Origin of the sequence: Leisingera sp. NJS201 (assembly GCF_004535885.1) — a bacterium.
Lineage (GTDB): Bacteria > Pseudomonadota > Alphaproteobacteria > Rhodobacterales > Rhodobacteraceae > Leisingera.
The window spans coordinates 3,116,149-3,136,810 of the sequence record NZ_CP038234.1 but is presented as its reverse complement, the minus strand read 5'-3'; the positions used below and the strand labels follow the sequence as shown (position 1 = coordinate 3,136,810).

Sequence of the window (20,662 nt, the reverse complement as noted above, 5' to 3'; positions counted from 1 at the left end):
CCGCCACCGGGGAGAGCCGGGGTCAGCAGCTGGCGCCGGGCATGCCGGCCTCAAGCCATTCGATGCCTGACTGGCCTTCGGGCGGCATGATGCAATTAGCGGGGTAGAACACGACGTCGGTGGCAACCGGTTCGCCGCTGTCCTTGTTCCAGCCGGTGATGCCATAGCCCACCGGATGCACTGCTTGGTGGCCGCCACCGAGCGTCATCGAAATGCGGCCGCCGAAGCTGTCCCATTCAAGTCCTGTCAAGGCGTCGATGACCTGCGCTTGCCCCGGGAAACCGCCGACTGCCTCCGCGGCTTTGTCCATCGCGATCTTCAGCGCCAGGATGGACTGGGCGTACTGATAGGACGGCCCCAGCGGGTATTCGCCGTATTTTTCCTTGTAGTGGTCGACGAACCAGCGGTTCAGCGGCGTGTCCATGTCGCGCACCAGGAGGCCGTATTCGCCGCGGGTGCCCATCACTACGCCTTCGGGAAAGCCCTTGCCCAGGCGATCCACTGCCGAGGCGCCGAGCGTCGAGATGAAGGTTTTCTGCCGGAAGAAGCCGCGCACGTTGGCCTGCAGAACAAAGGCCTCCATGTCGCCGTCCCAGAAGCTGGAATGCACCAGCGGCGCCTTGTCGAGCGACAGGGTGGAAATCTCGGTGCCGAACTGGCCCGCGAACAGTTTCGGGAACTGCGGGTTGTCGGAGGCCTTGGTGTCCGGGTTGATGGTCTCCATCGCCAAGTCAAAGAACTTGTAGCTGTCCTGGCCCCAGGCGTAATTCTGGTTTATGCCGGTATAGGCAGGCGCATCGCCGAACTTGTCGCGAACATAGAGCGCGGCAGCAACGCCATCGCCAACCGCGTGGCCGGTGGTGCGGAAGACGTATTCCTTGCCGCCCTCCTCGAACAGACGTGGCGAACCGCAGACCGGGATGATGGTCAGCGTCTTCAGCTCTTCGGCGACCGGCGCCACCGACAGGCAGGACCCCGACGAGATATAGCCGATCACTGCGTCCACGCCCTGTTTCTGGACAAGGTTGCGGTATTCAGCGACTTGCTTGGTATTGCCGCCGGCCTCGTCCACGAAAATCGGGGCAAGCCGCGCCCCGGCAAAACCGGGGGTATTATAGGGGGCGGGCAGCTCGCCTGCGTTGATTGCTTCGATGACCAGTTCGGCGCCCTGGTGGCCCGGTACACCGAACGGCCCGGCGGCGGGGCCGGACAGAAAGGTGACGATGCCGACCTTGAATTCCTCCTTGGCGGCTGCGGGTAGCGCATTGAGCGCGGTGCTGGCCGCTAGGCCGAAGACGCAGGCAAGTTTCAACAGGTTGGGTTTCATGGTTTTTCCTCCCTTAAAGTGTTGCGGCCAGGGGTTGATCCCCCAGCGCGATGTCATGGATTTCCAGCCCCGCGCCGTTCAGGCGCACGGCTTGTTTGCGCTGCCATTCGCCGGTCTCCTCCGGGAAGTCGCTGCGCATGTGGGTGCCGCGGGATTCCTGCCGCCTCCGCATCGCCAGGCACATGGCCTCGGCCAGACGGGCGACCCGGGCTAGGCGTTGGACCTCGGTAAAGCCGTCGAGATCGTCCCAGCCCAGTCCGGCAATTTCGCCCTGCAGGGTGCGGATCTGCGCCAGCGTTTCCGTCAGCAGCTCGTCGGAGCGGGCTGGGCCAAGGCCCTTCTGGGTGAGCTGGCGCACCTGTGCCAGCAGGTCCGCGGGGAGGGCGCCGTTGCCCGCGCGCCGGGTTGGGGCGGATTGTCGGTGGAACGCGCCATGTTGGAACGCGGCTGCAGATTGGTGGCCGCGTGGCGGCCGGAGATAGCGCCATAGGTCATCGCCTCGACCAGCGCGGTGCCGCCGTGGCGGTTGGCGCCGTGCAAACCGCCGGCCACCTCGCCCACCGCATAGACGCCTGGGATCGAAGTTTGACCGTCGGTGTCCACCCGTACGCCGCCGATGGTGTAGTGCGACGAGGGCGAGATCCGGACCGGGCGCTCGCGGTAATCCGGCACGTGTTTGGACAGGAAGGTCGCGGTCAGCGAGTCCGGCGCCCATTCGGCGTCCTGGGTTTCGCGGAAGTCGATGAAGACCTCGCGCCCCTCGATGATCTCCGACTGGATGATGAAACTGAGGAAGTCCCAGTTGTGCAGCGCGGCCAGCGCCGACTGGCCGGGGCCCATGTGTTTCAGGATCAGGTCCTCGCCGTCGGAATTGACCAGCTTGGCGGTGGAAGGGTAGTCCGGGTAGAGGAAGATCGCGGGCGCGCCTTCTTCGTTCACCGCCAGCGGGTAGAACTGGATGAACTCCATGTCGACCAGCTCGGCACCCGCTTCCAGCGCCATCGATTGGCCGTCGCCCAAGAGGTTCTGCGGGGTGTCGGTGAACTCATAGACGCCCTGCATCCCGCCGGTGGCCAGGATCACTGCCCGGGCGGCGATTTTCACTGGAGAGCCGTCCAGATCGGCCCAGACGCTGGGTCCTTCGCGGTGCAGCGACAAGGCGCTGCCCTTGATCCGGCGCACGCTGCTGGATTTGACCGCCTTGCGCAGTTGCGAGAACAGCGCCGTGCCGTGGGTGGAGGAGAACTCCATCATCAGCCCGGTCATGTCCTCCGCACCGTCGCTGCCGTAGGTTTCGTCCAGGATGTCTTTGCCGCGCATTCCGGTGGACCGCCGCACCCGGTAGCCGCGCGGGGCGCGGTCGACGGGGATGCTGTATTTTTCGATGATCGCGCCCATTTCGGCGGGCGCCTCATCCACCAGCCGACGCAGCAGGGCGGTGTCGCACAGCCCCTTGCCGGTCACGTCGGACATGGCATCAAAGACCTCCTCCTTCGGGAAGCCGTCATGCGCGGAATAGGTCAGGAAGCCGGTGGAGATCGCGGTCGAAGAAGCCTGCCCGTTGAACAGCAGGACAACATCGGCGCCCGCTTCGCTTGCTGCCAGGGCCGCGACCTGGCCTGCGCTGCCTTCTCCTATGACGAGAACGTCGGTTTCGATGATATTAGTCACTTGTTCCTCCTGATGTCTCAGCTTCAAGGCTACGGCTGCGGGGCGGCGGGGCCGCTGCTGAACCAGGGCAGGAGGCAGAAATATTATCCTTTATTTATTAGTGGCTTGCGGAGCTTTCGTCTGACTGGCGCAAGTGATTGGTGTCAAAATTGAACCTATATGATATCAAAAATGACACCAAGTCGGGCTCGGGAGGCACTGGCATGAAACGCGAATCGGATATTCTGGACATGTTGCCCTTTGGGGTGCTCAGGCTGCAGGGGAGCGGATCACCTATGCAAACCGGATGCTGCGCAGCCTGTTTGACGGCGGGCTGACGACGCTGTCTGAACTCGCCGACCGCTATCCGGAGCTGGAGGATCTGCGCCGCCGCGACGGGGCGGAGCAGGCGCCGGCCTGGATCACCATCAACGCCTCGGTGTTTTGCGTAGCCAGCGTTCGGCGCGACACTGCGGTGGAGCATTATTTCCTGCCCAGCTGGTTCGTCTCGGCCACCGACGAAGGGCTGAAGGCGCTGCAGGATAATTTCGACGATTTCGTCGAAATCTTTGAAAACTGCTTTGATGGCATCTACGTCGCGGACGGGGCGGGACGCACCCTATGGATGAACGCCGGTTTCGAGCGCTGTTACGGCCTGAGCGCGCGCAACTTCCTGGGGCGCGACGCCAGCAAACTGGAACGCGAGGGGTATCTCGATCCGCTGATCACCTGGAAGATTATCACCACCAAAAAGCGCCAGACCGCACTGCAAACAACGAAGTCCGGGCGCAAGGTACTGGCCACCGGCATCCCGCTGATGGCGCCGGACGGCACGGTGCGGCGGGTCATCATCAATTCGCGCGACACGACTGAGCTGATTGAAATGCAGGGTAAGCTGACGGCGGCTGAACAGGAGATCCGAAACTACGAAAGCGAGTTGCGGGAAATCCGCGAGAACGCGGCGCAGGATGGTGAGTTGTTCTGGGCCAGCGAGGACATGCAGGAGACCGTCCGTCTTGCGATGCGGGTGGCGCGCACAGATGCGGCGGTGCTTATCAGCGGCCCGTCGGGTGTTGGCAAACGTAAGCTCGCGGATTTGATCTTCCGTTACAGCAAGCGCAGCCGCAAGCGGCTGCTGCGCTTCGGATTTGGCGGCTTACCGGAAGCCGCGGTTATGGAGGAACTGTTCGGCAAGGAGGCAGCCGAGGCTGGCCGTGACGAGGGTCTGCTGGCGCGGGCAGTTGGCGGCACCATGATCTTGGAGCGGGTCGACCTGATGCCGCCGCGGGTTCAGGAAAGGCTGTCCTCTTGGCTGCGTACAGGAAAATCACGCCCTGGCCGCGAAGGCAGGGACCTGCGGCTGATCGCAACCAGCCGCGGCGATTTGAGCGCGATGGTTAACGCGGGCAGATTCCGTGAAGATCTGTACTACCGCCTTGCAGTTGCTGAGATATGCATTCCGCCTTTGCAAGACCGCGTCGCGGACATTGCCGGGCTTGCGCAGCATTTCCTAGAAGCTTTCAACATGCTGCACGGTGCGGAAAAATACTTTGACCGCGCGGCAATTAACCGTTTGGCGCGCTGGACCTGGCCGGGCAACGTGCGGGAGCTGCGGACCATGGTCGAGCGGATGGTTGTCACCGGGGAGGAGGCACGCGTATCAGCTGCAATGGTTGAAGCCGCCTTTGCCGGAGCGACAAATCCGGTAATCCCGCAGGGGGGGATGTCAGGCCGGGTGCCAGCCGAAGAAGTGCGCGACAGGGTCCGGGCCTTTGAGGCTGATCTGCTGCACGATCAGGTAGCCCGCGCGGGCAGTATTCAAAAGGCCGCCGATGCGACCGGTATCAGCGTTTCCACGATCAAGCGGAAGCTTGCCTGGAGGAAGGACTCGGAGGCAGCCGGGACAAAATTGTCAGAATGACCCCGCCTGGCGCCGGGCGCGGCCTTTCAGCAGAGCGGGCTTCGGTCCACATCATGCTCCTAGGCCGCGGGCAAACCTGCCTACTTCGCGGCGATGACCTCTACTTCGACCTTGAACTCTTCGCGTGTGAACCCGGAAACGATCAGCAGGGTTGAGCTGGGGATCCGCCCGGTTCCGGCCAGGAATTCATCCCGCGCGCACATGTAGCCGGCCATGTGTTCGCGGCTGGTGACATAGGCGGAGATATGGGCGGTATCACCGGGCCTCATATCCCCCTCGCGCAGGATTTCCGTGATGTTTTCGAAGCAGACGAGGGCCTGATCATAGCTGCTTTCGGGGATCGAATCATCTGCCCGAATGCCAAGCTGCCCCGAGGTCACAATGACCCGTTTTCCCGCCGGAATCTCAGTGCCATGCGCATAGGCGGCGAAAGGCGGCCGAATAGTGGTTGGGTTTAAGGCTTTCATTTCATGTCCTTTTTTCCTATCGCTTAAAAGGCTTGCAAGAGGGAAAAGAGTTTGCAAGCCTAAAGACACTCTCTGGCACAGATCAACATCAGGGCCACGCAAAACCAATTCTCTGAAGGAGGGGGAATATGGCACCGCGTGTCCTTTTGGTGCGCCATGGCGATGAGCCGGCCGACGACCGTGTGGTTACCTGGCTGGCGGCGAACGGCTATGAGGCCGTGACCCGGAAACCTTTTGCGGGCGACCGCCTGGATGATGTGGGCGAGGTCGCGGCATCGGTGATCTACGGCGGTCTGTTCGACGTCTTTGAGAGGGAAAAATACCCGTTCCTGCTGGAGGAAGACCGCTGGATCGCGCAGTGCCTGGAGAAAGGCATCCCGCTGCTCGGAATCTGCCAGGGGTGCCAGCAGATCGCCTATCATCTTGGCGCTTGGGCGGGGGCGCCGGAGCGGGAATTCTTCGAGTTCGGCTATTACCCGGTTGAACCCGCTGAGGAGGCCGGAGAGTTCCTGGAGGCACCGCTGGTTGTTACCCAGGCGCACTACCACACATTTGACCTGCCCGAGGGGGCGGTTCGGCTTGCCGGAAATTCAGAATACCCGAACCAGGCCTTCCGCTATGGAGAAAACGTCTATGGCTTCCAGTTCCACGCCGAAGTGACACCGGCCGGCTTCCGCCGCTGGCAGGACAGCAAGGCGCATGTTTACGGGCGGCCCGGGGTTCAGGACGTGCAATCCCAGAACCGGCTTATGGCGGCTCATGATGCGGAGCAGGCGCGCTGGTTCAACGAGTTTCTTGACAGTTTTCTGGGGCAGGCGGCATGAGCGTTCAGGGACATTGGGCTGAGCTGAAGGCGCCGGATTTCCAGGCTTTGCCGACGGATTGCGTGGCGGTGCTGCCGCTGGGCGCGACCGAGCAGCATGGACCGCATCTGCCGCTGTCGGTCGATACGGACCTGACGCAGGCGGCGGTTAGGCTGATGCTGGCGGATCTCAGCCCTGAGCAATCGGTTCTGGTGCTGCCCGCGCTGACTATCACCAAGAGCAACGAGCACAACCGCTTTGCCGGGTCGCTGAGCCTGTCACCGGAGACGCTGCTGGCGGTGCTGCGTGACATCGGTGCCTCGGTGGCTCGTGCAGGGGTGGCCAGGCTGGTGTTGTTCAACGGGCATGGCGGCAATACCGCGCTGCTGCAGGTGGCAGCGCGTGAATTGCGCATCAGCCACGATCTGATCGTGGCCGTTTGCTCATGGTCGGGCTTTGCTGAATCGGAGGGTCTTTTCGAACCCGGCGCTTATGCGGTGGACCTGCACGCGGGCGACAGTGAGACTTCGGCGATGCTGGCCGTCCGGCCCGATCTAGTGGACATGGGCAAGGCAAAGAATTTCCGCACCGCAATGGAGGACTGGGCCGGGAATTTCCGTTTTATCGGACTAACCGGCCAGCCGGCTGCGCCGGGCTGGATTGCCGGCGATCTGAACCCCGAGGGGGTGTGCGGCGATGCCTCCGCGGCCACCGTGGCAAAGGGGGAGGCGATGCTGGCCTCTGCCGGACGCAACTTCGCGCTGTTTCTTGCGGAGTTTGCCCGCTTTGATCACAGGAACGGCTCATGAGGGATACCCTTCCTGCAGATGCGCGCCTGCCCGGTGTGCTTATCCCGGCTGCACTGATCGCTGCGGCAGACCGGTTCGGCGGGCAGTTGTACGGCGATTGCCTGGCGGGGGACCTTGTGCTGCGGGACGGACGGGCGGCTGGACTTGAACCGGCCACGGTTCCGCCAGAGCGGTTGGTGCTGCCCAAATTCACCGAGCCGCATGTGCATCTCGACAAATGCCACACCATTGACCGGATGCAGGGGATCGGCGGCGGGCTGGGTGATGCAATCGCCGCACAGGCGCAGGACCGCAGGATATGGACAGCCGAAGACATCCACCGGCGGGCGGGTCGCGGACTGCAGGAGCTGCTGTCGGCAGGCTGTGCCACTGTTCGCACGCACGTCGATTGGGGTATCAGCCCGGACCCGGCGGCTGCACCATTAGCCTGGGACATCCTGCGGGAACTGAAGGAAGAGGCCCCGGCAGGGGTGATCCTGCAACGGGCGGCGCTGACCGGTGCCGACATGATGGCCGACATCAGCTATGCCCGTGCTTGCGCCCGCCGAGTGGCTCAAAGCGGCGGCGTTCTGGGCGCCTTTGTGCTGGGCCAGCCTGAGCGGCAGGCCGGAATTCTCAACACCTTCCGCGCCGCGGAGGAAGCCGGGCTTGCGCTGGATTTTCACGTCGACGAGGGCCTTGCGCCCGGTCTCGACGGATTGGAGATGATCGCCGATGCGGCGCTGAAAACCGGTTTCCAGGGCCCGGTTCTGTGCGGTCATGCCTGCAGCCTGATGAATCACACCGATGAAGACGTGCAGCGTATCGCGGAGAAGCTGGCCCGTGCGGGGATTTCGGTGGCAGCACTGCCCGCCACCAACCTGTACCTGCAAGGGCGCAGCGCAGGCACCCCGGACCGCCGCGGGTTGACTCGAATCCATGAATTGCAGGCCGCCGGGGTCAATGTGGTGCTGGGCACCGACAACGTGCGTGACGCATTTTGCCCGTTGGGCAGCCACGATCCGCTGGCGACCCTCTCGCTGGCGGCACTGGCCGCGCATCTGGACCCGCCTTTTGGCAGCCATCTGCCGATGATCACCACCGGCGCCCGCAAGGCGCTTGGCCTTGCGCCCGTAACCGTCGACGGGGCTGCAATCGGGGATCTGCAGCTGTTCGACGCTCTCTCGGTCACGGACATTCTGGGCAGCCGTGCTGCCCCGCAACCTCTGGCCGAGGCCTTGCAAGGAGAACAACAATGACAGAGATGCCGCTGGAACACCCACGCACCGATTGGGCCGCATTTGCCGACAGCCTGTCGCCGGTGGAGGTGATTGACGAGCCGGTGCTTGTGAAGAAACGCTCGCGCGACTTTTTTTGGTACAGCCCGGTTCTGAATGCACAGCTGAAGAAGTGCTTTGGCGATCTGGTTGCGGTGCCCAAGACCCCGGATGAAATGCGCCACTGCCTGCAGCGCGCCTTTGAGGCGGATGTTCCGGTCACCTTGCGCGGCGGCGGCACCGGCAATTACGGTCAGGCGGTGCCGCTGAAGGGCGGGCTGATCATCGAGACCACGAAGATGAACCGCATCCTCGAGATCGGCGAGGGCTATGTGCGGGCCGAAGCCGGGGCGCTGATGGCCGATGTGAACGCTGCTCTGATTGAGCAGGGCTGGGAAATGGCGATGTTCCCTTCGACCCAGGACATTGCCACTATCGGCGGCTTCGTGGCCGGCGGATCGGCCGGGATCGGGTCGATCGCCAACGGCGCCCTGCGGGAAAAGGGCAATATCATCCAGCTAAAGGCGCTGTCGCTGGAAGCAGAGCCGCAGGAGCATGTTTTTGACGCCGAAGCGGCGCTGCAGATCCACCACGCCTGGGGGCTGAACGGCGTAATCACCGAAGTCACCCTGCGCACGGTTCCGCACCGCAACTGGATCGGCTGCATGGCCACCTTCGACAGCTACCGAGACTGCTATGCCGCGGGCTATGCGCTGGCGGCTGCGCCGGACATCGGCTGCAAGCTGGCCAGCACAGTCGAGGTGCGGATCGTTGACTACTTCCCGCGCCTCAAAGGACACCTGCGGGAGGGCAGGCACCTGCTGGTCTCGCTTGTCCCGGCGGAGGATATGGATGCCTTCCGCGCGCTCATTGCGGCGCAGGGCGGCCATCTGGATCTGGCGATGAGTGATGCCGAGCGGCAGGCGGCAAAGCTGCCGCATGTTTTTGAGTTCGCGTATAACCATACGACCCTGCAGGTGCTGAAGGCGGACCGCTCGGCCACGTATCAGCAGATCGGGGTGCCGGAACCGTCGGACGCGGATGCGGTTGCCGCCGCGGGCGCGGCTTTGGGTGATGACGTCTGGCAGCACCATGAGTTTGCCCGGCTGGACGGCAGGATCGCCGCCTTTGATCTGCCGATCATCTGGTTCTCGGACGAGGTGCGGTTGCGCGAGATCAACAGTATCTACGAGCAGCACGGACACAGCGTAGCAGACGCGCATACCTATTTCGTCGAGGGCGGTGGATTGAAGAACGCCGACTACCGGCACCTCGCGTGGAAAAAGCGCATGGACCCCAAGGGACTGCTGAACCCTGGCAAGTCACGGGCCTGGGAGAAGGTGAAACACCTCTCCGCTGAGGAAATCGAAGCAAAGGCAAAGGGCTGAGGAGACCCGAGATGACGACCATTCAGACAAAACTGCTGACGCCGAACTTTGGTGTCGAAGTGAGCGGAATGAACCTTTCCGACGTCAGCGCGGGGCAAAATTTCGCCAAGCTGCGCGCGCTGTTCGAAGAGCATTCAGCGCTGCTGTTCCGGGCGCAGGACATAAGCAACGCAGAGCATATGGCGCTAGCGCAGCTCTTTGGCCCGATCGAGGACCGCAAGGCGGATGAGCGGAAACCAGGCGAGAAATTTGAGGTGCCCGAGGTCTCCAACGTGCAAAAGGACGGTTCCACGTCGGGCGAAATGGATCTGCACACGCTGAACCTCAAGTCCAACTTTTTGTGGCATTCGGACAGCACCTTTCTGCCCACACCGGCATTGACCAACATTCTGATCGGCCGGGTTGTCACCACCGAAGGCGGCGCAACGGAACTGGCCAGCACCCGGGCAGCCTGGGCGGCGATGCCGGAGGCGCTGAAGGCAAAGATCCGCGGCCGCGGCATCTGGCACCGCTATAGCCATTCCCGGCGAAAGATTTCTCCTGAGCTGGCTGAATTGCCGATGTTCAACAAATGGCCCGACCAGCATTGGAACGCGGTCTGGCCGAACCCGGTCAATGGGCGAGAGGCGCTCTATATCGCCAGCCATGCCTTCAAGGTCGACGGCTATGGCGAGACCGAAAGCCAGGCGCTTCTGGATGAACTGATGGCGTTCTGCACGCAGCCGGAATTTACCTATTCTCATCAGTGGGCTGTAGGCGATGTGCTGATTTGGGATCAGCGCGCGGTGCTGCACCGCGGCACGCCCTGGCCCTACGAACAGCCACGCACCCTGTCCAGCATCTGCGCGTCGGTGACAGAGGACGACGGGATCGGCAGCATCCGCATGCCTGCCTAAATCTCGCGCTGGGCGGGCGCTTTCCCGGCCAGCGCAAAACTGCGCCGCAGAGCGCTATCGGCCAGCCTCACGGCACAACAGAGAGGGAAACAATGACCTATTTAACTAGCACAGGAAAACCGCTGCCGGATTCACTCACCCAGCAGGCCCGCTGCCTCGGAGCTGATCCTGTCAGCCGCCGGGAATTCCTGGCAACGGCATGCTCCTTTGGTGCAACTGCCGCAACCGCCTATGCGATGATGGGCCTGACTGCGCCCGTACAGGCCGCGGTCAACGCGCAAATGGGCGGCACCGCCCGCATTCAGCAGCAACTCGTGGCAATGCGCGACCCGCGCAAGTTCGACTTCAACTCCCTAGCAACTTTTACCCGCGGCTGGCTGGAATACTTGGTGCAGTATAATTCGGACGGTACGTTCACCCCGGTGCTGCTGGAGAGCTGGGAGATCAGCGATGATGCCACCGAATACGTGCTTCATGTGCGCGAGGGTGTGACCTGGAACAACGGCGACCCCTTCACTGCCGAAGATGTTGCGGCCAACATCGCCCGCTTCTGCGACGGCACCGTCGAGGGCAATGCCATGGCCGGCAAGCTGCAGGTGATCATCGACCCGGAAACAAAAAAACTGCTGCCAAATGCGGTCGAAGTGACAGGCAGCCACACCGTGCGGCTGAAACTGCCGCAACCGGATATTTCGCTGATCGCCGGCTTTGCCGACTACCCGGCCGCCATCGTGCATTCTTCGTTCGACGAGGTCACGATGCTGGACAATCCGATCGGCACCGGCCCTTATCTGCCGGAATTCTACAGTACCGGCGACAGTGCCGCACTGGTGCGCAACCCGGACCACACCTGGTGGAACGCCGGCAACGGCGCCTACATGGACCGGGTCGAATTTCTCGACCTGGGCGCCGACCCGGCTGCGTTCTTTGCCGGTGCCGACGCCGATGAATACGACGTCAACTTCGACACCGAAGGTGATTACATCGCGTCCTTCGACTCGCTGGACGGCTGGACCAAGCATGAAGTCACCACTGCGGCCACGGTTCTGGCCCGCTGCAACCAGACTACCGAGGTGGATGGCACGGCCATTTATGCCGATGCGCGGGTGCGCCGGGCGCTGGCAATGGCGGTGGACAACGCGGTGGTGCTGGAAATCGCCTATGGCGGCCAAGGCCGTGCGGCAGAGAACCACCATGTGTCACCGGTGCATCCCGACTATGCAGATATCGGCGCGCCGGTGCGTGTCCCGGAAGGTGCCATGAAACTGCTGGAAGAGGCTGGCATGGCGGGCTTCGAGCATGAACTGATCTCGCTCGATTCCGCGTTCTGGAAGGCAACGGGCGATGCTATCGCCGCGCAGCTGCGCGATGCAGGCATCAAAGTCAGACGAAAGGTTTATCCTACTGCGACATTCTGGAACGATTGGGCGAAATACCCGTTTTCGGTCACCAACTGGAACCACCGCCCGCTGGGTATCCAGACACTTGCGCTGGCCTACCGGAGCGGCCAAGGCTGGAACGAGTCTGGATTTGCCAATGCCGAGTTCGACGCTCTGGTCGAACAGGCTCTGGCAACCGCCGACCCGGCGGCTCGCAGCAGGATCATGGCTAAGCTCGAACAGATCATGGTGGATGAAGGCGTCATCATTCAGCCCTACTGGCGGTCGCTCTACAACCACTCCAAGAGCAATCTTAAGGGGGCCGCGGTCCACATCTCCAACGAGCTTTACCCGCAGTACATGTACTGGGAAGCCTGACCTTTGAACACTCTGCCCGCCGGCCGGATTCGGCGGGCAGACAGTAGCGGAGAGCAGAGCATTGCTGGAAACCACCGTATTGGCCGCGCAGGCCGTCAGCGTTGCCTTTATGGCCGCTTGGCTGACAATCGGCGCGCTGGAAAACCTTCTACATCCCTTTCTGAATGAAACCTACACCGCCGAGGTCATGGACATGACCCGCATGCGGGAGGAGTACCCGGAGGCCTACCGCTTTGTCGGCCATCGCCGGATTACCAGCGCCAAGGTGCGCCGGATCCTGTTCCGGCTCATTGTCTCGTGGGAACTCGCGGCCACCGCCGCGCTCTGGGCCGGGTCAGCCGCGCTTGCCATGTCCGCCGCCGGACAGATGGCCCAGGACACGGCCATTGCCCTTGGGCTGGCTGGAACCTTGATGTTTACCGCGACTTGGTGCGGGTTTCTGATCGTCGGAAACTGGTTTTGCTACTGGTTCGGGCACGAAGGCGGTCAGAACACGCATTTCCAGATGACGCTGTGGGGCATGCTCAATGCCGTGCTGCTGGTCGGCGGCGCCGTTGTTGTTCTCTAAAGCAGGCGGTTGAAGTGAAGAGCGGTTGTTCCTGCCGGGCGGGGCCGGCTGCGCCTATCAAATCTTCTGCAACTTCTGTCGGCCCCAAGGGTTGCCTGTGTTGTGGAACGCGGCCGTAAGATTTCTGCGGTGACAACGCAGGCCGGAAGGCTAAGGCCGGATATGCTTTGGCATGCCCGCGCCTTTTGCCATCCACCAAACTCCGCAAATCAGAGACGAAGCAAGGCAGATCGACGTTATCGCAGATATTGCTTCTGACTGGTCATGACGACGCAGCTTTGAGAACAACGCCGAGAGGATTGCCCCGACAAAAGCAAGACCGTAGCGGAATGTCTCAAATAGGCGCCTTTTGAGGCCGTACGCTATTATGCGTTTATATGATTGCGGAGAGGTCAGGTAGGATACGGCGGTTGCCTGCTCCCGCAACCAACACTAATTAACCTGACATATCAAAGGCTTCGGATCTACCATCCGGGGCCTTCTTCGTGTTTAGGCCTTCCGCAACCGACGCCAGCCGCAACAGCCCGGCCAGATCCCCCTCCAGCGTCAGATCCAGGCCAGCGCCCGCCGCCGCAGGCGTCAGCACGATCCGCTCCACCAATGCCCGCAGTGACTCCTTGGCCTCTTCCATGCCTTCGGTGGAGCCAAGGGTCCGGATCAGCCGTGACACCCGTTCGCGGTAGGCCTCCGCCATCGACGGGTGAAACACCACCGTGTCCGGGGCAGGGGTCTGCTCCAGCTCCCGTTCCAGCAGCTGGCGCCGTGCGTCGAGCTCGATCATCCGGTCCTTCACCTGATCTGCGGGAATGCCCGCAATGATCGCATCCACCAGCTTCTGGTGGTCGCGCCTGGCACGGGCGAGCGCCTGTTCCTTTTCCTTGCGGTTCCCGGCGGCTGCGGCCTTCAGCCGGTTGCGCTCGGCAGTGTATTCCTCGCAGAAGACCTGCACCGCATCCGGATCCATCAGGTGCTTCGCCAGCGCATCCAGAACCCGGGCTTCCAGGTCGGCCTGCTTGATCGTGCGCTTGTTGCTGCAGACCGCGTCCCCTTTGTTCCGCGCCGGGGAACAGCCGAAGCTGTCCTTGGAGATCTTGGCAAAGCCGCCGCCGCAGCAGCCGCAGGCCATCAGGCCGGAGAACAAGGTCTTGGGGCGCCGGCGGTCCCAGACCGGGGTCGATGTGCCTGCGGTCTTCAGCGCGCCCTGGCGGCTGCGGACCGCCTCCCAAAGCTCCGGGTCAATGATGCGCAGCTCTGGCACCTCAGTGATAGTCCATTCGCTTTCCGGGTTCAGGCGGGAGATGCGCTTGCCGGTCTGCGGATCCTTCACGTAGCGAAGCCGGTTCCAGATTTGCCGGCTGATGTAGAGCTCATTGTTCAGGATGCCGGTGCCGCGCCGGCGGTTGCCGTGAATGGTGGAGGCACCCCAGTGGCGGCCGGAAGGCGCAGGCACGCCTTCATTATTGAGCGCCTCTGCGATCTTCTTGGGAGACAGACCCCTGGCATAATCCTGGAAGATCCTGCGCACGATCTTGGCCTCTTCCGGGTTGATCTCGCGCTCGCCGCGGATCAGTTCACCATCCGCTCCGACCTGGTTCCTGATACTATAGCCGTAGGACTTTCCCCCGGCGGACTTCCCTTTCAGTGCCCTTCCTTTTAGGCCGCGGCGGGTTTTGTCGGCGAGATCCTTGATGAAGAGAGAGTTCATTGTCCCTTTGAAGCCGACATGGAGGAGATCAATCTCGCCTTCCGAGACCGTAAAGATCGGCACATCCAGGAAGTTCATCTGCTTGTAGAAACTGGCTGTATGCTCGAGGTCCCGCGCAAGGCGGTCCAGGAACTCGGTCACGATCACGTCGAAGGCGCCGCCACTTGCGTCTTGCTGCAAACGCTGAAACTCGGGCCGGTGTTGTGTTTGGCCAGAGACCGCGTGGTCGGAATAGATCCCTTCAACACTCCAGCCACGTGCTTCGATCAGACTGCGGCAGAGGCGAATTTGATCCTCGATCAAAGTATCGCGCTGCAATTGCGTCGAATAGCGGGCGTAGATGGCTGCTCTGAGCCTGGGCTGGGACATGACGGTGTTCTCCGGTGGTTTGATGTTAACCGGGAGAATTGCCGTCCCGGTGGTCGGTGCGGGCTGCCTCGCGGGCGAGGGCGCGCAGGAGTTCGTGAAGTGACGCGCGGGTGCTGGCGTCCTGCCGGCAGGAGCCGCTTTGCGGGCGGCCGGGTGTTTCCGGCGCCTGCTGGCATTCGGCATGTCTCTTCCGGTCCCGTGCCATTGGCCGAGGTCTCCTGTCTCCGGTGGGCGGTGGCCGCCCGCGTGTGCTGATGGAGACAGTTTACTGCGCCGGATTGGGTTGGATCGACCCGGGTTGTAACCCTGCGGAGACGGAAATTGTGGATAAGGGCCTCGAAATACGGAACTTTCCCTCTGCAGAGGGAGCTGGGCAGGGATGCGGGCATGGACCGCCCCGGCGTGGCTTTGGGGCAAAACCTTTCCAGGAGGGAATTATCCGGATTTTGGACCAACCGGAGTCTGCGCCGCGGGAGTTTGCACAAAACATTGTGCAAATCCGGTGGCTGGGCCGCTTGATTGGCGGGCGAATCTACTGGTCCAGGACCGGCTCTGGACCATTTTTGCGCGGCACATCGCGCAGCCAGGTCCGGACCGCCTTGGCATCGAACTCTCTTTTTTGCACCAAATCGGCAGCCATGTCCTCTAGCAGTTGCTGATGGGGGTACAGCAATGCACGTGCGTGGTCCTCTGCATGGTCGAGCCGATCCTGCAGGCGCTGGCGTTCGCTGGCCGTCAGGCGGGAGGGATCCCGATCGGTCTCTACCTTTTCTTCCTGCATGCCGCGGGCATTCCGATGCCGCTGGGCATCTTCGAAAACCTGCTGTGAGGAGACGCAGAAGATCGAGAACCTATTCGCCGCATTGGACCTGTTCCTGAATGTCGAGAACTTCCTGGCCGTGGGGCTGGGGGTGCTGATCGGCACCATTATCGGCGCCATTCCAGGCATGACCACCCCGATGGGCGTGACGCTGGTGCTGCCCTTCACCTTCTCGCTGCCGCCGGTCACCGGCATCCTGCTCTTGCTGGGCGTCTACAAAGGCGGCCTATACGGCGGCTCGCTGACGGCGATCCTGATCAAGATGCCGGGCACGCCCGCCGCTTCCTGCACCATCCTTGACGGCTACCCGCTGGCGCAAAAGGGCGAAGCGCGCAAGGCGCTGGACATCGCGCTCTACTCTTCCTGCGTGGCGGATATGATCTCGAACATCGCGCTGATCCTCTTTGCCGGAGTGTTGGCAAGCTTTGCCCTGCGGTTCGGTCCGCCGGAATTCTTCACTCTGATCGTCTTCTCCCTGACCATCATTGCAGGCGTCGCGGGTCCCAGCCTCACCAAGGGCATCCTGTCAGCCTGTCTGGGCCTGATGCTGGCCACCGTCGGGCTGGACCTGATCTACGGCACCGACCGCTTCATCTTTGGCAACTTCGAACTGATGTCGGGGCTGAACTTTATCCCCGTCCTGATCGGCCTCTTTGCCCTGCCTGAAATCATCCACCGCTCCACCCGCCTGCCCCGGTTCGGCGCAGCGCAGCGCAGCAGCCTGGGCCACGGCGCCAGCTTTGCCGAGTTCCGCAAGACCCTAAAATCGGTGATCCGCGGCAGCGTGATCGGCGTGATCCTGGGGGCCATCCCCGGCATCGGCGGTGCGCCTGCGGCCTACCTCAGCTATTCCGAGGCCCGCCGCAATTCCCCCAACAAGGACAACTTCGGCAAGGGAGAGCCCGAAGGCGTTGCCGCTGCGGAGGCAGGGAACAACGGCGTTGCCGGCGCCACCATGATCCCCTTGCTGGCACTCGGTGTGCCCGGCGACGTGATCACCGCAGTGATCCTGGGCGCCTTCATGATCCACGGGCTGCGCCCGGGGCCGATCCTGTTCGAGCAGAACCTGCCGATGATCTATGCGCTTTTCATGGGGATCCTGCTCAGCTCCGCCTACCTGTTCGGCATCGGCAAGATAGCAATCCGGGTGTTCAGCCGCGTGGCGCTGGTGCCCAACCGCATCCTTTACCCTATTGTCTTCGTGCTTTGCGTCTATGGCGCCTATGCGGTGAACAATAACCTGTTCGACATCCTGGTGATGCTCTGCATGGGCGTGGTCGGCTACATGATGCTGCGGCTGGAAATCCCGGTGGCCCCCTTCCTGATCGCCTTTGTGCTGGGGCCGCTGCTGGCGGACAATTTCCGCCAGTCGCTGCTGCTCTCTGACGGAGACCTCATGATCTTCCTGCGCAACACGATCTGCATTGCCTTCTGGGTGCTTACCGCCCTGTCGGTCTTTGTGCTGATCCCCAGCCGCATCCAGGCCTCCCGCACCGGGCAGGCATCCACCCTGACAACCGGAGGCTAAGATGGCCGGACATTTGGGCGCCAAGCTTGGCTGCTTTGCAGTCATATCAGACACGCATGTGAACCCTGAGGAGGACCGCTGCAATTCCCCTTTTCCGGTCAACAAACGCGCCAACCGCCGGTTCCGCCATGTGATCCGCGATCTGAACCAGCAGCCAATTGATTTCGTGGTCCACACTGGCGACCTGGTGCATCCGGTGCCTGAAGCGGGTCCGGCCTATTCCCAGGCGGCAGAGGTCTACCGCAGCATCACCACGGAGCTGACGGTGCCGATCCACGAGCTGCCAGGCAACCACGATATCGGCGACACGCCTATCAGCGGCGCGCCGGCCAGCCCGACAACCGACGGTATGATCAAGGCCTGGACGCAGGAGTTCGGCGCCCAATATCAGGCGTTTGAGGCCTATGGGATCAAGTTTCTCCTGCTGAACGCACAGCTCATCAACTCCGGTCTTCCCAACGAAGCAGCGCAAAAGGATTGGCTGGAGGCGGAGCTGAAGGGTGTCAGCGGCCAGCGGGTCATGCTGTTCCTGCACCACCCGCCCTATCTGATGCAGCCGGAGGAGCGGGACCACTACGACAACACCAATCAGCCCGGCCGAGCCTGGCTGCTGGACCTGGTGCAGCAGCACGGGGTGGAGGCGATGTTTGCCGGCCACGCCCATAACTTCTGGTACGACCGCTTCGGCCAAACAGATTACTACATGGCCCCCGCCACCAGCTTTGTCCGCCAGGATTACAGCGAAATGCTGCGGGCTGCGCCGTCGGATGACAGTGAATTCGGCCGAGACGACAAGGCCAAGCTTGGCTATTTCCTGGTGACAGTTTACGAGAATGGCCACACTGTCCGGATGATCCGCACCTTCGGCGCAGAGGCTGGAGAGCAGGACAAATCATCCGCACCGCAACCGCGGGCCCCGGATCCCCGTACCCCGTCCCGACCTGTTCTGGGTTTCGATCTGCGCCAGAACTGGGCTGAGGTAACAGAGGTCCCGCCCAGCGGCGGCTTGGATGAGTTCGACCGCAAACTTGTTCGCAACGACTACCCGCTTTTGGCCCTGCAGGAGATGGGCGTGCGCCATGTCCGCATCCCCTTGGCGGACCTTGCAGATCCAGAGCGCCGCAAGAGGCTGCCGCTGCTGCAGCATCTGGGGTTCCGGATCACGTTGTTTTCCTATGGTCTTGGTGACACAGAAGCCCGGCGCCTGACCGCCCGGCACGCGCACTGCCTGCAGGACTGGGAAGTCACGATAGACTGGCCTGATTTCACAGGAATCCTGCCTGCATTGCTGGAGATGAAAGAACGCACCCGGCTGCCCATCTATCTTTCACGCATTCGGACCAAGGCCGACCTGCAGAGCGCCGGAACCTATTTCCACGTAATTAACCATGGATTTTCTGCAACTGACATCCCGCAGCTGAACGAGATCGCAGCAAACGGGCTCGACGGCGCCGTATTCCGGCTGGGGTGCCAGGAGGCACCAGCCAAGACGCTGCAGGATGCGGATGCAGCCGCTGGAAGCTGTGGCCTCAAAGCCTCGGTTCATATGCGGATGGGTCATGACAACCCGGCTCTGCCTGCCGAAGATGAGGACGCATCAGCGAAGCGGCTTTCAGAGGCAATGCAGACAGCCGCCCGGCTTCTGCACTGCCGGCTGGTCTGCGACACACTGGTCTCCGTGGACCGCGGCTATTTCCCACGTGTCGGAATGATCGACCGGTACTGCAACCCAACCAGACTATTGGAGGTTGTCAAATCGGAACATGCGAACCTCGCCTCGGCAAAAAGGCAAAGTGTTTAAGACGCCTCCTTATCCCTTTGGCGCGCACTGTTTACTTCAAAACTTTGCGATTGCCTGCAACAGGAAGTACTCCACGTCCCTGCCTCCTGCGTTTTGGATTGCGTCGCCTGCCAGTCCGCGAACATAGGAGCTCTTAAAGAACAAATGCGGGTTTGCCTGCCAAGTTGCAGTTATTTCGGCAAAAGTCCCCACATAGCGGCTGTCCGAGGTTCCGCCAGGTACGATGGGGATGCCGGCAGATGCATAGATCGCGTCAGATTTCTCTGCACGCCAAACTGCGTTTACGCCCGTCGAAATCTTTAGGTTTTCTGCTGGCGTGAAACTGAACGAGGGGTGAACTTCGTATAGGTTCCGCGGCCGCAGCGTGTACGCCTCCGTGATGTAAGAAGGATTGGGGAAGAAAACTTCGAACGTCTCCAGCTTACCGTCATTCGGGTCGGAGTCTCCGCTTGTCGCATTCACGGTCAGGTGGAGGGTCGGGTTCAAAGGTGTCTCAGAAAGTTTATAGCTGTTCTGTGACCGCACACCCCAGGCCCGGATGTCCTGCCCTTGGAACTTGCCGAATTGATACATGGCTTCAATCCCATAGGACAAAGCACCTTTTTCGCCGTAAATTCCCCCGCCGATGGCGTGCCGCAGTTCACGGCCCGGCCCGAGTTGTAGATGGCATTGGGGCGGTCAATCCCCATGTAGTAGATATCCACGTTGGCTGTCGGCCAGGGATTGGCGATTCTGGAAAAATAGGCCGTCCAAAACTCTGTTCCATCTTCGGAATAGTCTTCAAATGAGGCGGCCATCGGCACCACTTCCCGGCCATAGACCCAGGTGAAATTTGAGCCACTTCCAAAGTCAACGGAGGCAAGAACCGCATCGAAGGCTCTGCGTTGATTGACGCCCTCGCGGATCGTCGTGTTCAGCCCGGAGCCAATAGGCAATTCCTGCCGGCCGATCCGCACGAACTTTTCCCTGGACCCGATATCCACAAAAGTTTGATGAATATCTGCGTCCGATTCATTGAGGGACCTCAGGACAGCGGGTTCCCCCTGCGCATAATAGGCGGATAGCTGAAAAAAGCTGCGCAGACGGTCATTCCAGCGCACATCCGCATGAAGCAGGTAACGCTGAAGTTTAAGATCATAGTCCTGCCCGGGAACGAGACCGAACAGACCGTCATTCATGTTCTCGAAACGGTAGCGGAATTCTCCGCCCAATGCGACGCGGGCGCCCTCAAATCCGGGTACAGGAATGCTTTTGACCTTTGCAAACCAGTCGCCTTGCCGATCCTGGTCCGTTACATCGCTGTAGTCCTCAAAGAACCGGTAGAAGTGAATCCTCTTTGAGAACGGGCTGAACCCCGGCGCCTCTTTTTCCGGTCTCTGAGCATGAGCTTGCGTCACTGACGCGCCAGTAAGAAGCGAAAAACTGCAAAGGACAGAAAGAGCAGTTTTTTTGGCGTTTGAGTTGAACATGTTTTTGAATTCGAACATGGCCAGGCATTCCATCAATTACAGATATTCAAGAGGAGGAGAGGGCAGTCTAACCACCCTCTCCTGGAATTTTCGACTGACTTGAGAAAAAACTCTGCAAGTGGTCTTCA

19 protein-coding genes are annotated in these 20,662 nt (G+C 61.6%); 11 read left to right on the top strand and 8 right to left on the bottom strand.

Annotated elements, in window-relative coordinates; genetic code table 11:
- Window positions 1-22: 22 nt before the first annotated feature.
- Genes ETW23_RS15270 through ETW23_RS15260 form a run of 3 tightly spaced genes read right to left on the bottom strand, consistent with a single transcriptional unit; the run spans window position 23 to window position 2,998 of the window.
- Complete coding sequence (locus ETW23_RS15270) at window positions 23-1,327, bottom strand: ABC transporter substrate-binding protein (protein ID WP_134830498.1); 1,305 nt, start codon at window positions 1,325-1,327, stop codon at window positions 23-25.
- A gap of 13 nt (window positions 1,328-1,340) precedes the next feature.
- Window positions 1,341-1,685, bottom strand: coding sequence for a hypothetical protein (locus tag ETW23_RS15265; RefSeq protein WP_167738129.1), 345 nt, complete (start codon window positions 1,683-1,685; stop codon window positions 1,341-1,343).
- Window positions 1,631-2,998, bottom strand: a complete 1,368-nt coding sequence (locus ETW23_RS15260) for an FAD-dependent oxidoreductase (protein ID WP_167738128.1) — start codon at window positions 2,996-2,998, stop codon at window positions 1,631-1,633. Before ETW23_RS15260 ends, ETW23_RS15265 begins: the two co-directional genes overlap by 55 nt.
- 286 nt (window positions 2,999-3,284) lie before the next feature.
- Between ETW23_RS15260 and ETW23_RS15255 the strand changes: the two genes are divergently transcribed.
- Window positions 3,285-4,898: a sigma 54-interacting transcriptional regulator gene (locus tag ETW23_RS15255; RefSeq protein WP_134830496.1), complete on the top strand. Its 1,614-nt coding sequence runs from the start codon at window positions 3,285-3,287 to the stop codon at window positions 4,896-4,898.
- Window positions 4,899-4,978: 80 nt separating this feature from the next.
- On the opposite strand, the gene ETW23_RS15250 is transcribed toward ETW23_RS15255, so the two are convergent.
- Window positions 4,979-5,365: a RidA family protein gene (locus ETW23_RS15250; protein ID WP_134830495.1), complete on the bottom strand. Its 387-nt coding sequence runs from the start codon at window positions 5,363-5,365 to the stop codon at window positions 4,979-4,981.
- Between the two features lie 128 nt (window positions 5,366-5,493).
- On the opposite strand from ETW23_RS15250, the gene ETW23_RS15245 reads away from it, so the two are divergent.
- The 7 genes from ETW23_RS15245 (at window position 5,494) to ETW23_RS15215 (ending at window position 12,842) form a co-directional block, all read left to right on the top strand.
- Window positions 5,494-6,189 (top strand): glutamine amidotransferase, encoded by a 696-nt coding sequence (locus ETW23_RS15245; protein WP_134830494.1) that lies wholly within the window; start codon window positions 5,494-5,496, stop codon window positions 6,187-6,189.
- Window positions 6,186-6,977 (top strand): creatininase family protein, encoded by a 792-nt coding sequence (locus ETW23_RS15240; protein ID WP_134830493.1) that lies wholly within the window; start codon window positions 6,186-6,188, stop codon window positions 6,975-6,977. The genes ETW23_RS15245 and ETW23_RS15240 overlap by 4 nt, the downstream gene beginning before the upstream one ends.
- Complete coding sequence (locus ETW23_RS15235; RefSeq protein WP_134830492.1) at window positions 6,974-8,215, top strand: amidohydrolase family protein; 1,242 nt, start codon at window positions 6,974-6,976, stop codon at window positions 8,213-8,215. The genes ETW23_RS15240 and ETW23_RS15235 overlap by 4 nt, the downstream gene beginning before the upstream one ends.
- A complete protein-coding gene (locus ETW23_RS15230; protein ID WP_134830491.1) occupies window positions 8,212-9,621 on the top strand; it encodes an FAD-binding oxidoreductase in 1,410 nt (469 codons plus the stop codon). Before ETW23_RS15235 ends, ETW23_RS15230 begins: the two co-directional genes overlap by 4 nt.
- 11 nt (window positions 9,622-9,632) lie before the next feature.
- Entirely contained in the window at window positions 9,633-10,517 is an 885-nt protein-coding gene (locus ETW23_RS15225; protein WP_134830490.1) for a TauD/TfdA family dioxygenase, read from the top strand.
- A gap of 92 nt (window positions 10,518-10,609) precedes the next feature.
- Window positions 10,610-12,274, top strand: a complete 1,665-nt coding sequence (locus ETW23_RS15220) for an ABC transporter substrate-binding protein (protein WP_134830489.1) — start codon at window positions 10,610-10,612, stop codon at window positions 12,272-12,274.
- Window positions 12,275-12,335: 61 nt separating this feature from the next.
- Window positions 12,336-12,842, top strand: coding sequence for a DUF2165 domain-containing protein (locus ETW23_RS15215; protein ID WP_134830488.1), 507 nt, complete (start codon window positions 12,336-12,338; stop codon window positions 12,840-12,842).
- Between the two features lie 436 nt (window positions 12,843-13,278).
- On the opposite strand, the gene ETW23_RS26595 is transcribed toward ETW23_RS15215, so the two are convergent.
- Both ETW23_RS26595 and ETW23_RS15200 read right to left on the bottom strand, forming a co-directional pair.
- Entirely contained in the window at window positions 13,279-14,916 is a 1,638-nt protein-coding gene (locus tag ETW23_RS26595) for a recombinase family protein (protein WP_134830487.1), read from the bottom strand.
- 25 nt (window positions 14,917-14,941) lie between these two features.
- On the bottom strand, window positions 14,942-15,121 hold the full coding sequence (locus ETW23_RS15200) for a hypothetical protein (protein WP_134830486.1): 180 nt from the start codon (window positions 15,119-15,121) through the stop codon (window positions 14,942-14,944).
- A gap of 489 nt (window positions 15,122-15,610) precedes the next feature.
- Between ETW23_RS15200 and ETW23_RS26590 the strand changes: the two genes are divergently transcribed.
- Genes ETW23_RS26590 through ETW23_RS15185 form a run of 3 tightly spaced genes read left to right on the top strand, consistent with a single transcriptional unit; the run spans window position 15,611 to window position 19,065 of the window.
- Complete coding sequence (locus ETW23_RS26590) at window positions 15,611-15,745, top strand: hypothetical protein (RefSeq protein ID WP_282103138.1); 135 nt, start codon at window positions 15,611-15,613, stop codon at window positions 15,743-15,745.
- Window positions 15,746-15,779: 34 nt separating this feature from the next.
- The gene (locus ETW23_RS15190; protein ID WP_247676869.1) at window positions 15,780-17,264 is read left to right on the top strand and encodes a tripartite tricarboxylate transporter permease; all 1,485 of its coding nucleotides are present in this window, start codon (window positions 15,780-15,782) and stop codon (window positions 17,262-17,264) included.
- Between the two features lies 1 nt (window position 17,265).
- Complete coding sequence (locus ETW23_RS15185; RefSeq protein WP_134830483.1) at window positions 17,266-19,065, top strand: metallophosphoesterase; 1,800 nt, start codon at window positions 17,266-17,268, stop codon at window positions 19,063-19,065.
- 36 nt (window positions 19,066-19,101) lie between these two features.
- On the opposite strand, the gene ETW23_RS15180 is transcribed toward ETW23_RS15185, so the two are convergent.
- Window positions 19,102-19,659, bottom strand: a complete 558-nt coding sequence (locus ETW23_RS15180) for an alginate export family protein (protein ID WP_254695045.1) — start codon at window positions 19,657-19,659, stop codon at window positions 19,102-19,104.
- A complete protein-coding gene (locus tag ETW23_RS15175) occupies window positions 19,548-20,552 on the bottom strand; it encodes an alginate export family protein (RefSeq protein WP_167738126.1) in 1,005 nt (334 codons plus the stop codon). The genes ETW23_RS15180 and ETW23_RS15175 overlap by 112 nt, the downstream gene beginning before the upstream one ends.
- Between the last annotated feature and the right edge of the window lie 110 nt (window positions 20,553-20,662).